The 13,466-nt window shown below is 63.1% G+C and carries 15 protein-coding genes; 7 read left to right on the top strand and 8 right to left on the bottom strand.

Going from position 1 to position 13,466, the window contains the following annotated elements:
• Positions 1 to 122 precede the first annotated feature (122 nt).
• From Q0603_RS09205 to Q0603_RS09190, 4 genes are all read left to right on the top strand, one after another.
• Positions 123 to 269: a hypothetical protein gene (locus Q0603_RS09205; protein ID WP_298724862.1), complete on the top strand. Its 147-nt coding sequence runs from the start codon at positions 123 to 125 to the stop codon at positions 267 to 269.
• Between the two features lie 120 nt (positions 270 to 389).
• Positions 390 to 1,241 carry an SDR family NAD(P)-dependent oxidoreductase gene (locus tag Q0603_RS09200; protein WP_298724859.1) on the top strand — a complete coding sequence of 284 codons (852 nt, stop codon included), beginning with the start codon at positions 390 to 392 and terminating at the stop codon, positions 1,239 to 1,241.
• 188 nt (positions 1,242 to 1,429) lie between these two features.
• On the top strand, positions 1,430 to 2,134 hold the full coding sequence (locus Q0603_RS09195; RefSeq protein WP_298724857.1) for a glutathione S-transferase N-terminal domain-containing protein: 705 nt from the start codon (positions 1,430 to 1,432) through the stop codon (positions 2,132 to 2,134).
• A 300-nt stretch (positions 2,135 to 2,434) separates the two neighbouring features.
• On the top strand, positions 2,435 to 2,794 hold the full coding sequence (locus Q0603_RS09190) for a zinc ribbon domain-containing protein YjdM (protein WP_298724855.1): 360 nt from the start codon (positions 2,435 to 2,437) through the stop codon (positions 2,792 to 2,794).
• Between the two features lie 508 nt (positions 2,795 to 3,302).
• On the opposite strand, the gene ppa is transcribed toward Q0603_RS09190, so the two are convergent.
• Positions 3,303 to 3,836 (bottom strand): inorganic diphosphatase, encoded by a 534-nt coding sequence (gene ppa, locus Q0603_RS09185; RefSeq protein WP_298724853.1) that lies wholly within the window; start codon positions 3,834 to 3,836, stop codon positions 3,303 to 3,305.
• A gap of 146 nt (positions 3,837 to 3,982) precedes the next feature.
• Here ppa and pyk point away from each other — a divergent pair, with 146 nt between their 5' ends.
• Positions 3,983 to 5,449, top strand: coding sequence for a pyruvate kinase (pyk, locus tag Q0603_RS09180; protein ID WP_298724851.1), 1,467 nt, complete (start codon positions 3,983 to 3,985; stop codon positions 5,447 to 5,449).
• 5 nt (positions 5,450 to 5,454) lie between these two features.
• Positions 5,455 to 5,787: a DMT family protein gene (locus Q0603_RS09175; RefSeq protein ID WP_298724846.1), complete on the top strand. Its 333-nt coding sequence runs from the start codon at positions 5,455 to 5,457 to the stop codon at positions 5,785 to 5,787.
• A 14-nt stretch (positions 5,788 to 5,801) separates the two neighbouring features.
• Here the strand turns inward: Q0603_RS09175 and Q0603_RS09170 are convergent, their stop codons facing one another.
• Positions 5,802 to 6,338, bottom strand: a complete 537-nt coding sequence (locus tag Q0603_RS09170; RefSeq protein WP_298724844.1) for a tetratricopeptide repeat protein — start codon at positions 6,336 to 6,338, stop codon at positions 5,802 to 5,804.
• Between the two features lie 139 nt (positions 6,339 to 6,477).
• On the opposite strand from Q0603_RS09170, the gene Q0603_RS09165 reads away from it, so the two are divergent.
• A complete protein-coding gene (locus Q0603_RS09165) occupies positions 6,478 to 6,900 on the top strand; it encodes a hypothetical protein (RefSeq protein WP_298724842.1) in 423 nt (140 codons plus the stop codon).
• A 63-nt stretch (positions 6,901 to 6,963) separates the two neighbouring features.
• Here the strand turns inward: Q0603_RS09165 and Q0603_RS09160 are convergent, their stop codons facing one another.
• From Q0603_RS09160 to phaR, 6 genes are all read right to left on the bottom strand, one after another.
• A complete protein-coding gene (locus tag Q0603_RS09160) occupies positions 6,964 to 7,833 on the bottom strand; it encodes an alpha/beta hydrolase (RefSeq protein WP_298724841.1) in 870 nt (289 codons plus the stop codon).
• Positions 7,830 to 8,816 carry a 2-dehydropantoate 2-reductase gene (locus tag Q0603_RS09155; RefSeq protein WP_298724839.1) on the bottom strand — a complete coding sequence of 329 codons (987 nt, stop codon included), beginning with the start codon at positions 8,814 to 8,816 and terminating at the stop codon, positions 7,830 to 7,832. The genes Q0603_RS09160 and Q0603_RS09155 overlap by 4 nt, the downstream gene beginning before the upstream one ends.
• A gap of 10 nt (positions 8,817 to 8,826) precedes the next feature.
• Positions 8,827 to 10,353 (bottom strand): glycerol-3-phosphate dehydrogenase, encoded by a 1,527-nt coding sequence (gene glpD, locus Q0603_RS09150; RefSeq protein WP_298724837.1) that lies wholly within the window; start codon positions 10,351 to 10,353, stop codon positions 8,827 to 8,829.
• Between the two features lie 28 nt (positions 10,354 to 10,381).
• Complete coding sequence (locus Q0603_RS09145; RefSeq protein WP_298724835.1) at positions 10,382 to 10,825, bottom strand: hypothetical protein; 444 nt, start codon at positions 10,823 to 10,825, stop codon at positions 10,382 to 10,384.
• Positions 10,826 to 10,922: 97 nt separating this feature from the next.
• Positions 10,923 to 12,776: an adenylate/guanylate cyclase domain-containing protein gene (locus tag Q0603_RS09140; protein ID WP_298724833.1), complete on the bottom strand. Its 1,854-nt coding sequence runs from the start codon at positions 12,774 to 12,776 to the stop codon at positions 10,923 to 10,925.
• Positions 12,777 to 12,807: 31 nt separating this feature from the next.
• Entirely contained in the window at positions 12,808 to 13,407 is a 600-nt protein-coding gene (gene phaR / locus Q0603_RS09135; protein ID WP_298724831.1) for a polyhydroxyalkanoate synthesis repressor PhaR, read from the bottom strand.
• Positions 13,408 to 13,466: the final 59 nt, after the last annotated feature.

The raw sequence follows: 13,466 nt of genomic DNA, 5'->3' as shown, positions 1-13,466 counted from the left end.
GTCAAACCCGCGGGTGACGATCTTGTATGATTCGGGCGAGAGCGCAGAACCGCGCCCCTCGCGGAACCCGCCGCGCCCCTTGCGGGTTCGTCTCCAACACCCATTCACCCTGGAGGGGCCCGATGCGCCGCTGTCTCCTCGCATTGTTTCTGCTCTGCATGCCGCTGTCGCTGACCGCCTGCCAGTACGGTGAGCAGCCGGTGCGCGTGCCCAACGAGCAGGATCCCGGCAAATACAAAAGCTGTCCGCGAGGCCATACGACCTGCTGATCAGATCACTTGCTGACCAGCGGCCTTGAAACACACCCCTAGTCATCGGCGCCTCGCATCCCATCCTTATCGCGTCACTGCAATCGTATCGTTGCATGCCAAGGCGAAATGGGAGGGTTCATGTCAGAAACCGCCGGCCGGAAGAAAATCGCTCTCGTCACCGGTGCCACCGATGGTGTCGGCCGTTATGTCGCCTCGCGCCTGGCTGCTGCGGGCTATCACGTGCTGGTCCATGGCCGCGACCAGGGCCGCGGCGAAAGCCTGATGCGCGAGATCAGCGAAGCCGGCGGAACGGCACAGTTCTATCCGGCCGATCTGTCCTCGCTGCAGCAGGTGCGCGATCTTGCGCAGGCTGTGCTGCTCACTCAGGACTGGCTCGATCTCTTGATCAACAATGCCGGCATCGGCACGACGAATGCGGAGGGCAGCGATGGGCGCGAGGAAAGCGTAGACGGCTTCGAGCTGCGCTTCGCGGTGAACTACCTCGCCGGTTTCCTGCTGACCCAGCTTCTGCTGCCGCGCCTGCTGGCCAGCCAGCCGGCACGCATCGTCAATGTCGCCTCCGCCGGCCAGCATGCCATCGATTTCGACGACCTGATGCTGACCAGAGCCTATAGCGGCGCGCGCGCCTACTGCCAGAGCAAGCTGGCGCAGATCCTCTTCACCATCGATCTGGCGCAGCAGCTCGAGGGCAGCGGCGTGACCGTGAACGCGCTGCATCCCGCCACCTATATGAACACCACCATGGTTCGCCGCAGCGGTATGCGCCCCATCAGCAGCATCGAGGAAGGCGGCGATGCGATCCTGCATCTCGCGCTCGCGGCCGAACTCGACGGACAGAGCGGCCTCTATTTCAACGGCAAGCGCCCGGCGAAGGCCGAGGCGCAGGCCTATGACCCATCGGCGCGCGCGAAGCTGCGCAAGCTCAGCTTCCGCCTCGTGGGAATCGAAGACCCTGCTGCTGCGGCGTAGCCACCCTTTATGCACACGACAACAAGGTCCCCGGGTCAAGTCCCGGACATGACGTTTGAGGAGGGCTCGTCATCCGGGCGTGGTGCAGCGTGCAACAGTGCATCACAGACACGGGATATTTCCCCGCATAAGACTCGAAAACCGTATCCCGGCATGGCATGACGGCGGAAAGCATCCGGAGGAAACCCATGCCCGATCTGTCCGCATTCCCGATCACGCAGCGCTGGCCGGCCAAGCAGCCGGACCGCTTGCAGCTTTATTCGCTGCCCACGCCGAATGGCGTGAAGGTTTCGATCATGCTGGAAGAGATCGGCCTGCCCTATGAGCCGCATCTCGTCGATATCACCAAGAACGAGAGCTGGACGCCGGAATTCCTCTCGCTCAATCCCAACGGCAAGATTCCCGCCATCCTTGATCCCGACGGTCCCAACGGCAAACCGTTGGCACTGTTTGAATCCGGCGCGATCCTCGTCTATCTCGCCGAGAAGACCGGTCAGCTCATTCCGCAGGACGCCGCTGCGCGTTACGAATGCCTGCAATGGGTGTTCTTCCAGATGGCGGGCATCGGGCCGATCTTCGGCCAGCTCGGCTTCTTCCATAAATTTGCCGGCCGGGAGATCGAGGACAAGCGCCCCCTGCAGCGTTACGCCACCGAATCCAAGCGCCTGCTCGGCGTGCTGGAAGACCGGCTTTCCAGCCGCGACTGGATCATGGGTGCGGAGTATTCGATCGCCGACATTTCCATGCTCGGCTGGGTGCGCAACCTGATCGGTTTCTACGATGCCGGCGCGCTGGTGGATTACGCCGCGCTGAAAGCCGTGCCGCGCTGGCTGGAGCAGGGCCTCGCCCGCCCGGCGGTGCAGCGCGGCCTGACGATTCCCGCGCGCGGGTGATGGTTATTCCTTTAGTCTTGCTCGTCATCCCGGGCGGTGCAGCGTGCAACGATGCGCTGCAGCCTTGGGATCTTATCCGGATATGACTCATATTCTCATCGTCATGCCTCGGCCGATGAAGCATTTAAGCGCCGTGACATCCACGAGTTTTTTGTCGATCATCCCCATGAAATGCCCGGGTCGAGCCCGGGCATGGCGATGATGAAGAGGAGCAATCCCTGACCGCCAAACCATGGCATTCGCCGCTTTGCCGCGATAGGGTCGCGCGCATCAGCACCACGACGTTCAGGCAGGCCCGATATGAGTGACGCTTTGAAATGCCCCGCATGCAATTCCGAGCATGTGTATCAGGATGGCAGCCTCTGGGTCTGTCCCGAATGCGCGCATGAATGGAACCCGGACTTGGCCGCCGGCACAGCAGGCGAGGCGGAGGCCGAAGCGGGCGTCGTGCGCGATGCCTATGGCAACATTCTCGCCGATGGCGATGCCGTCACGGTGATCAAGGACCTCAAGGTGAAAGGCTCGTCGCTCGTGGTAAAGGGTGGCACCAAGGTCAAAGGCATCCGCCTAGTGGATGGTGTCGACGGCCACAACATCGCCTGCAAGATCGACGGCATCGGCGCGATGAACCTGAAGTCGGAATTCGTGAAGAAGGCGTGAGGGACTAAGCGTTTCTCTGCGAGGACTTCGTACTCTCTGTTCCTTTCGTCATCCCCGGGCGCGGTGCAGCATGCAACGGCGCACCCGCAGGCCCGTGATCTTCTACCGGATGAAACCTGGCGCGCTCATACTATTGTTTTCTCTTTGTTCTCTATATTGAGCCATCACAGGCCCCGAGATGGTCACGGGTCCATGCGCTGTTGAACATTATGGATCAGGCAGTCGTAACGCCCCGGTAGGCGGTGGGTGTTATCCGCGCGTTTTTGCAAGGAGCTTGGGAGCGGTCTGAGCCGCGCCTGAAGGCCCGGATTGGTTCCGGATGGCCGCGTTTGGCTTAGTTTGGCTCTGTTTGACTTTGGCCCGTCCGGGCAGGTGGCTTGAAACGATAACGGCGGCCGGGAGGGCCCGGGCCGCCGTGGTGAAGCATTTCAACGAGATGCCCCGGGTCAGGCCCGGGCATGAGACGGGTTCGACTGGGGCTTGGCGCCGCCAGGCAGTGCCTTCCGCCTTACTTGATCCCGGCTGCGCGGACGATGCCGTCGGTGATCATCTTGGCGGCCTCGTCAGGGCCTACCCAGCCGGCGCTTTTGACGAACTTGCCCTTCTCCAAGTCCTTGTAATGAACGAAGAAATGCTCGATCTGCTGGAGCAGGATGGCGGGCAGCTCCTCGTAGGTCTTCACGTCGGTGTAGAAGGGGTGCAGCTTGTCCACCGGCACGGCGATGATCTTCTCGTCGCCGCCGGCCTCATCCTCCATCTTCAGCGCGCCGATTGGCCGCGAGCGGATCACCGCGCCGGCCACCACCGGCACATGGCTCACCACCATGATGTCGCAGGGATCGCCGTCATTGGACAGTGTATGCGGGATGAAGCCGTAATTGGCGGGGTAGAACATCGCCGTATGAAGGAAGCGGTCGACGAACAGCGCGCCGGAATCCTTGTCGAGTTCGTATTTCACCGGCGAACCGCCAGCCGGAATCTCGATCACGGCATTGATGTCATAGGGCGGGTTTTTCCCCACCGAGATGCGGGCAATATCCATATCTGGTCCTTTTGGACTTATGTCTTAGAGGAAGGCGGGTGCTTTTTTGCGCGTCGCAGCAAAAAACGCAACCGCTTGATGTGTAAGATTTTCGTCGAAGCCCAGGGGCGGTCTCGCCTAAGATGGGACATCATCCCGGGGGGAGTATGCATCGCGAACGGAACGTCAAGATCGTCGCCACCTTGGGGCCGGCCAGTTCCACGCCGGACCGCATCCGGGCGCTGTTCGAAGCCGGCGCCGATGTCTTCCGGCTGAATTTCAGCCATGGCAGCCATGACGATCATCTGGCCCGTATCCAGGCCGTCCGCGCGCTCGAGCGCGAGACTGGCCGCCCCATCGGCCTTCTCGCCGATCTGCAGGGGCCCAAGCTGCGCATCGGGCGTTTCTTCCCCAAGGGCGAAGGCCGCGAGGGGGAGAGCCAGGGGGGCTGGGTGGATCTGCTGCCGGGCCAGCGCTTCCGCTTCGATCTGGAGGACAGGCCCGGCGATGCGATTCGCGTGCAGCTGCCGCATCCGGAGGTGCTGAACAGCCTGAAGCCCGGCACCGAACTGCTGCTCGATGACGGCAAGCTGCGGCTGCGCGTGGTCGCCACCAGCCCGGTGGCCGGCGATGCCGCCTGGGCCGAGGCCGAGGTGATCGTCGGTGGCCGGCTGTCGGACCGCAAGGGGCTGAACCTGCCGAACATGGTCGTGCCGCTCTCGGCGCTGACGCCCAAGGACCGCGACGACCTCGCCTTCGCGCTGGAGCATGGCGTCGACTGGGTGGCGCTCAGCTTTGTGCAGCGGCCGGACGATCTGCGCGAGGCGCGCGCCCTGATCGGCGGTCGCGCGGCCCTGCTGGCGAAGATCGAGAAGCCGTCGGCCATCGACAGCCTGGACGAGATCGTCGCGCTGTCGGACGCGCTGATGGTGGCGCGCGGCGATCTCGGCGTCGAACTGCCGCTGCCGGAAGTGCCGGGCCTGCAGAAGCGCATCGTGCGCGCCGCCCGCCGCGCCGGCAAGCCGGTGGTGGTGGCGACCCAGATGCTCGACAGCATGGTCAAGGCGCCGGTGCCGACGCGGGCCGAGGTCTCCGATGTCGCCACCGCGGTTTATGACGGCGCCGATGCGGTGATGCTCTCGGCCGAGACGGCGTCGGGCGATTATCCGCTGGAGGCCGTGAAGGTGATGGATGCCATCGCCATGCAGGTCGAGCGCGATCCGCTCTATCGCGGCATCATGGATGCCGAGCATGTCTTGCCCGAGCATACCGCCGCCGATGCCATCACCGCCGCCGCGCGTCAGGTGGCCGAAACCATCAATGCCGCCGCCATCGTCACCTATACGATGTCGGGCTCGACGGCGCTGAGGGCTGCGCGCGAAAGGCCGCGGGCGCCGATTTTGTGTCTGACGCCGCTGAACGCCACGGCGCGGCAGCTCACCATTGCTTGGGGCGTCAGTCCCGTTGTATCGCCCGATGCTGTCAACTTCGCCGACATGGTTGCCAAGGCGACCGCGCTGGCCCGCAAAACCGGGCTGGCCCAGCGCGGCGACTGCATCATCGTCACCGCCGGCGTGCCGTTTGGCTCACCCGGCACCACCAACATCCTGCGCATCGCCCGTATCGAAAGCTGACCACCATGACCACGATCCTGATGCTCATCGGCTCCAACGTGCTGATGACCTTTGCCTGGTATTGGCATCTCAAGCATCCCGAGCAGGTGCTGTGGAAGGTGATCCTGATTTCTTGGGCGATCGCCTTTTTCGAATATTGCCTCGCCGTGCCGGCCAACCGCATCGGCTATTCAAGCGGCACGTTCACGGCGGCGCAGCTGAAGATCGTGCAGGAGGTGATCACGCTCGCCGTCTTCGCCGGCTTTGCGGTCTTCTATCTGGGCGAAGGGTTGCGGTGGAATTACCTTGCCGCCTTCGGCTGCCTGATCGGCGCCGTCTATTTCATCTTCCAGAAGTAGGGTAGGGATAACGCTTACAGCTCGCGCGCGTCGATGCGGCGGCGCAGTTCCCTGACTTTGTCGGCGCCGTCATCCAGATGCGGGTTGGCGGCCAGTGCCCGGCGGTAGGCTTTCAGCGCCTCCTCCAGATTGTCCAGCCGCTCCATGATGGTGCCAAGGCCAGCCAGCGCACCGAAATGACGGGGCTCCAGGTTCAGCGTGCGCTCGATGTCGGCGACGCTGCCGGCATAGTCGCCGGACAGGAAGCGTACGGTGGCACGCTTGTTATAGGCCTCCGCGAAATCGGGCTTCAGCTCGATCATGGCCGAAAAGATCTGTTCGGCGCGCTTGTGATCGCCTTTCTCCATCACCGTGATGCCGCCCTTCATCAGGGCGTCGATGGTGTCGGAGCCTGACGTCGCCCAGGCCTCCCAGATCTTGCGCTCCAGTTGCCGTGCCTCGATCGGGTTCTGCGTTTCATAGAGTTTGTCGAACAGATCGTCGATAGCGTTCTGCGCCATCGCGGGCGCAGAAAAGAGCAGGGCAGCAGCCAGGATCAGCAGGAATCGCATGACAAAAATGGTAGGAGGCCCAAGGCTTGCCGGCAAGGCCGGAAAAATCGCGATTTCGTGAAGGAAATAAAACGCGGCCCCAGCCGTATTCTTCTCAGGCGGCCGGCGGGCGGCTGCCTTAACCTGGAAGGGGCTTCTGATGAGTATCCGCAATCTCCTGCTGGCCGGCGCGCTGGCGCTTGGCGTGGCTGCCTGCTCCAATTCCGATATGTCCAACTCGTCTGGCATGTCCGATATGTCCATGGCGCCGGCCAAGGCCGGCAACAGCGCGATGGGGCCCGTGCTGGTCGATACCAGAGGCATGACGCTCTACACATTCGAACGCGACACCATCCCCGGAAAATCGGTCTGCAACGGTCCATGCGCACAGAACTGGCCTCCGCTGATGGCATCCGCGAATGCCAGGCCATCTGGCGATTGGACGGTGATCAACCGCGACGATGGCAGCAAGCAATGGGCCTATAAGGGCAGGCCGCTATATGGCTGGGTGCGCGATCAGAAGCCTGGCGACACCACGGGCGATGGTTTCATGAACGGCGCCTGGCGCGCCGCCAAGCCGTAAACGGGTGTTAGGCCGGGTGGCAATGTGATCGAACAATTTTAGCCGCCATCCGGCCGAACCGCCTTACTTCAGTCCGCATTGCCGCAGCAGCGCGGCGCCCAGCGGATGGTTCGGATCGGCCACGGCAAATTTGATGGTGAAGTGATTGCCGCCGGCCATGGACATCAGATCCGAGCGCGTGCCGACTGCGCGGCAGGCTTCGTGGAAATCCTTGCTCTGCGCCTGCCAGCCCTCCGGCTCGGCATCGCCATAGGCGACCAGCACGGGGCCCTTCATCCTCGGCGGAAACTTGGTGACGCTGTTGCGTGCTGCCATCGCGCCATCCAGCCGAATGGTTTCGTTCACGCTGATATGCAGGACCGGTTCCAGCGAAAAGACGCCGCTGATCAATCCCAGCGAGGCAACAGCAGGCTGCAGGCCAAGATCGGCAGGCCAGGGGGCTGCAACCATCATGGCCGCCAGATGCGCGCCGGCGGAATGGCCGATCAGATGAATCTTCTCAGGATCGGCACCCCATTCTTTGGCCTTGGAGGCAATATGCGCCAGTGCTTCCTGCACCTCGCGCACGATGGCATCCAGGGTCACCTGAGGGCAGAGATCGTAATTCAAGTTCACCACCACCGCGCCGCGCTCGAGATAGGGCGGGATGGTGAAGGTCATGGTGTTCTTATCCAGCCCGCGCCAATAGCCGCCATGGATCATCACCACCAGCGGCGCACCGGGCTTGGCATCCTTCGGCTTGTGCAGGTCGTAGGTCTGCAGCGGGCCGGGGCCGTAGCGCAGATCGTATTCGCCTCCGATGGCCGCCCGCGCGGCAGCAGATTTCTCGACATAGGCATCGAAATGCTGCTGGAAATCGGGCACCGACATGCGCGGATTGAAGTGGGCCTCGATCTGCTCGCTGCTCAGGCTGCGCCAATTGAAACCGCTCATGTCCCCTCCGTGTACGTGCCGGCGACGCGCGCCCGCACCTTCAGCAAAGCCAGCACCGTATCGATGGTTGGCGTTGCGATATTGAGTTTCTGTGCCAGTTCAGCGACGGCGCCGACGAGGGCGCCGATCTCCATCGGCCGGCCAGCTTCCAAATCCTGCAGCATCGAGGTCTTATGGGCGCCAACTTTCTCGGCGGCTGCCATGCGCTGCTCGATGCTGATGGGAAACTGGATGCCAAGCGCTTCGCCGATGCGGCGCGATTCCTCCATCATCTTGCCGATGACCTGCCGCGAGTCCGGATCGCGCGACAGGCTTTCCAGCGTGCCATGGGTCAATACGCTGACCGGATTATAGGACAGATTGCCCCACAGCTTGGTCCAGATTTCCTGCCGGATGTTGTCCAGCACCGGCGCGGCGATCCCGGCGGCCGTCAGCGCTTCGCTAACGCGCAGGATGCGCGGCGACTGGCTGCCATCCGGCTCACCCAGCGGCAGGCGGCTGCCGCCGCCATGATGGATCACGCCGGGTGCGGCAACGGCACCGGCGATCCATACGACGCTGCCGATGGCGCGCTCGGGGCCAATCATCGTCCACTGTTTCTCGCCGGGATCGACGGTGGCCAGGCGGATGCCATCCAGCGGGCCGCCGTGACGGTAGAAATACCAATAAGGCACGCCGTTCATCGCCGTAATCAACGCCGTATCGGGGTCAAAGAGCGGCAGCATCTTCTCGACCATGCCCGGCACGGCCGGTGCCTTGAGGCTGAGGATGACGTAATCCTGCGGCCCCGCCTCGCGCGGATTTTCGACGCAGGCCGGATGGGTGATGAAACGCTCGCCGCCGCTTTCGACCGCAAGGCCATTCTGCAGGATCGCCTCACGGTGGGCGCCGCGCGCGATCAGCGTCACGTCATGGCCTGCCCGGGCGAGCAGACCGCCGATATAGCCACCGATGGCGCCGGCGCCGACGACGGCGAACTTCATCAGGCAGCCCTCATGCCGCGGCCCCGTTCGACCGGTGCTGCGCCATCCAGTTCGCCAGGCGCTCGCGGTCCGCGGCGCTGATCCACAGGCCGCATTTGGTGCGTCGCCACAGCACGTCGTCGGCCTCGCGCGCCCATTCCTCGCGCATCAGCCAGTCGACCTCGCGCGCATAGAGCCCGCCGCCGAAATGTTCGCCCATGTCGGCCATGGTCTTGGCATCGCCAAGGATCGCATGGACATTGCTGCCATGGCGGCGCAGGAACCGGACGAGCCAGGCGCGGTCAAGCTGCGGATAGCGCTGCATCACCTGGGTCAGATAATCGGCAAAGCTCAGCCCGCCGAAATCGCCGCCCGGCAGCGGCTTCGTGCCGGACCAGGCCTTGCCCATATTCGGATAGAAGGGGGCGATCTTCTCCATCGCATGCTCGGAGAGGCGGCGATAGGTGGTCAGCTTGCCGCCATAAACCGAGAGCAGCGGCGCCTGCTTGTCGCCCGGCTTGCCATCGAGATCGAGGACATAGTCGCGGGTGATCGAGGATGGATTGTTTTCGCCATCGTCATACAGCGGCCGCACGCCGGCATAGGACCAGACGATCATGTCGCGTATCAGCGGGGTGCGGAAGTACTCGCTGGCGGCGGCCAGCAGGTATTCGGTTTCCTCCTCGCTGATGCGCGGCTGAGCGTCCAGCCTGTCGAGGGCGACATCGGTAGTGCCAACCAGCGTAAAATCGCGCTCGTAAGGAATGGCGAAGATGATGCGGCCATCCGCGTTCTGGAAGATGTAGCAGTGCTCGCCCTCGAACAGCTTCTGCGTGACGATATGGCTGCCCTTGATCAGGCGGATGGAATTCTTGGGATTGGCGCCGAATGCGCCGGTGAGCGTTTCGCGCACCCAAGGACCGGCGGCGTTGACGATGCCACGGGCGAGCACTTCCTCAGTCCGGCCGCTGACCTGATCGGTCAGCGTGGCACGCCACAATTCGCCCTCGCGCTTGGCTGCCGTCACGGCGGTACGCGTCAGGACCCGGGCTCCGAGCTGGCGGGCGCTCATCGCATTCAGCGCCACGAGACGCGCATCATCGACCCAGCAGTCGGAATATTCGAAGCCGCGCTTGAATTCAGGCTTTAGCGGCTTGCCGCGGATATCGCCGATCAGATTGACGCCTATCGAGCCCGGCAGGGTCTGGCGACTGGAAAGATGATCGTAAAGGAACAGGCCGATGCGGATCATCCAGGCAGGACGCAGGCCGGGATGGTGCGGCAGTACGAAGCGCAGCGGCCAGATGATATGCGGCGCCATGCGCATCAGTACCTCGCGTTCCCCCAGTGCCTCGCGAACCAGGCGGAATTCGTACTGCTCAAGGTAACGCAGGCCACCGTGGATCAGCTTGGTGGCGGCAGAAGAGGTAGCGCCGGCGAGATCGCCGCGCTCGGCTAGAACGACCTTCAGGCCCCGGCCGGCGGCATCGCGGGCAATCCCAGTCCCGTTTACACCACCGCCGATAACCAATAGATCGGCAGGTACAGATTGCATCATACGACCACAGATAAAGGGAGGTGGTCGTTTATACGGTCACGCTGACGGCCTGCGCAAGGTCGAGGTCCAGGCGGCCGCGCCAGGCTGCGCTGTGATAGGCCTGCGCGGCAGCGTTACGCGCCTCGCGGGACGGCTCGGCTTCGTTTGCTTGTGCCAGTTGCTGGGTGTGGAAGGTGTTAAGCCCGAACGCCTCGCGCCAGGCACGGCGGCGTTCCAAATGCGGCGGAATTTGAAGGCTGGAATCGGCCGGTTCACCCCGGTCGGTGCGACGGCGCATGAACGGCTGCTCAACCGCATCGGCAGCCGCTTTGGACCGGATCTTCGCTGCCGCCTGAGAGGACGGCGTCTCGGCGTCGGGGCTGAAGCGGGCGATGCGGAGCGCGGGCTGGCGGCGAAGGGAATCGGACGGGGAATCGACCTGGCCGCCCGAGGGCGGCAGCGCAATGCTGTTGGCGATGCTGGTGGGAGCCATACGATCCTGTCCGTTGCGCGAGGACTCAACCGGGATTCACCTAACGAAGGGTTAACCTCGAAGGTAACTTCGCCGGCGGCTCAAAAGTTCCAGCGGCCTAAAGTTCCAAACGGCATACCTCGATAGGGGCAGCGCGGCCTTTGACCGGGAAGCGGCCGATGACCTTTGGCCTGGGGTCCAGTTTTGCCGCCTCGGCTGTTTCGGCGCTGAGCAGGACCAGCACGGACGAATCGCTTTGCATATGTTCGCGTCCGAGCTGCTCGAGGCGCTGGGCGGTGTTCACCGTGTCTCCAACGACCGTGTAGTTGATGCGGCCGGGCGCCCCGATATTGCCGATCACCACCGGGCCGGTATGGATGCCGATCCGCATCCGCAGGATAGGTTTGCCCAGCATCATCCGCCGCGCGTTATCGGCTGCGAGTGCCGCCGTAATGGCCCGCGCAGCGCGGCAGGCATGGGTGGCGTGATCCGGGTCGCGCTTGATTGCGCCCCAGACCGCCATCACGGCATCGCCGATGAACTTGTCGACCATGCCGCCTTCGGCCTCGATGCAGGCGGTGACCAGCGCGAAATGCTCGTTCAGCAGATCGGCGGTCTCTTGGGCCGTGAGGCGTTCCGACATCGAGGTGAAGCCAACGAGATCGGTGAACATCACGGTGACTTCGCGGTGCTTGCTGACGCTGATCGCATCTTCGCCTTCACGGATCAGGCGATTGACCAGTTTGCGGGGCACGTAGTTGCCAAACCAATGCAGAGCGGCATTGGCTGCGTTGATCGCCTGCGCTGCGTCATCGAGTTCCCGCAGCCGCACGCGCTCCAGCGGCGGCGAATCAAAGTCGAGGTTGCGCAGGCGGTTGGCGGCGGCGCTGATGGCCAGGATCGGACGGCGGATATGATAGCCAAGGCGCCATGCGATCAGCGAGAACAGGATCAGCGCCAGCGCGCCGACCACGGCAGAGAAACGCAGCCGCGTGACCTCCAGTTCGATCTCGTCGAAGGAGAAATAGCGGCCGACCACCCAGGGTTTCTCGCCATAGCCGTCGATCTTGCGATAGACGAAGATCCAGCGCCGGCCATCTTCCGTCTCGACGACATGGGCATTGCCGCCATCGCCGAGCATGGCATTGGCAAGCTGCAGTTCGATGCGGCCGGACCATATCTGCCGCAATACCGGATCGTGAATCTCATCCAGCGATGGCAGCGGATGCTCCATCGACAATTCATATTGATGATTGAGCAGGCTGGGATGGGCCAGAACGGCATCCTCGCCATAAAGGATGAAGTTCACCGCTTCGCCATCAACGCTATCGACTTCCAGCAGGCGGGAAAGCGAGCCCAGTGAGACCAGAGCCACCACGCCGCCGACGAAGACGCCGTCCATCACCACCGGCGCGATGGTGTTGATCAGCGGCTGCTGCAGCTCAGGCGCCCAGATCAATGCACCCCAGCGAACATCACGATGCAGCCCCATGCCGGTCTGCGGCGCTTCGATGCTCTGGCGCAGCGCCTGCATGCGGGTGGCGGCGACCGCATCGTCCGTCATCTTGTCATGCATGGCGACGAGCTGGCTGGCATGACGGAAAACGCGCGTTGCCACGAAATCGTTGCGGACGAGGCCGATGGCATCGACCTGAGGCAGGCTGTCCAGGGCAGAGGTCATATAGTCGGTCAGGCGGCCGACATCGTTAAGCGGCAGATGCTTGGAGACGATGCGGTTGCGGAATGCTTCAATCTGGCGGTGGGCCGGATCAAGCTGCAGCCGGGTGCGCTCCACTAACTGCTGCACGATCCGCTCGTTGCGGTCGCGCAGCAGATCGACGGTGTTCTGCCGCCCGGTCACCATGGCAATGCCGAAGGCAAGGCAGGATAACAGGATCAGAAGGCCGACACCGCCAACCAGGACGAGGGAAATCGAAGGCCGCAGGCGCGGCCCGCGGCGTTTGGTAAGCATCGGGGCAGGGGACTGGGAGGCGGTTAGCCGATCATCCCTTGTTTCGAGCAAGGGCTTCGACCTGCTTGCGCAGCTCTTCAAGCTGCGTCTTGAGCGCGTCGACTTCCGCCGGCTGTTCGCCGCCGGCTGGAGCCTTGTCGCCATCCGGCGTATCGCCCAGCTTGGCGACGAAAGGATTGAACATGCTCATGGCGCGCTGGAACATCGCCATGTTCTGCCGCCCCATCTCTTCGATGCTGCGGAACGGGAACATCTCGCCGAAGGCCTCGGCCATGTACTGGCGCATCTGCTCCTGGTTGCGCTGGAAGGACGCCATCGAAACTTCCAGGTAACTCGGGACCAGGGTCTGCAGGCTGTCGCCATAGAAAGAAATCAGCCGACGGAGGAATCCGATGGGCAGCAGATTCTGCCCCTTCGATTCTTCTTCGAAGATGATCTGCGTCAGCACGCTGCGGGTGATGTCCTCACCTGTTTTTGCATCCTCGACTACGAAATCCTGGCCGTCCTTTACCATCTGGCAAAGGTTCTCAAGGGTTACATAGGAGGAAGTCGCCGTATTGTAGAGCCGCCGGTTCGCATATTTCTTGATCTTTATTGCCGGCGCTGCCGTCGTCTGGTCTTGTTCGGCCACGTTCACGCGCTCCCTAGGATCATTCGTCGGCGGACATTTCACTCGCATTTCTTGCACTG

Origin of the sequence: uncultured Ferrovibrio sp., from assembly GCF_937960835.1 — a bacterium.
Classification (GTDB): domain Bacteria; phylum Pseudomonadota; class Alphaproteobacteria; order Ferrovibrionales; family Ferrovibrionaceae; genus Ferrovibrio.
Note: the sequence above shows the minus strand (reverse complement) of the source record. Positions and strands in the feature narration are given on the sequence as shown.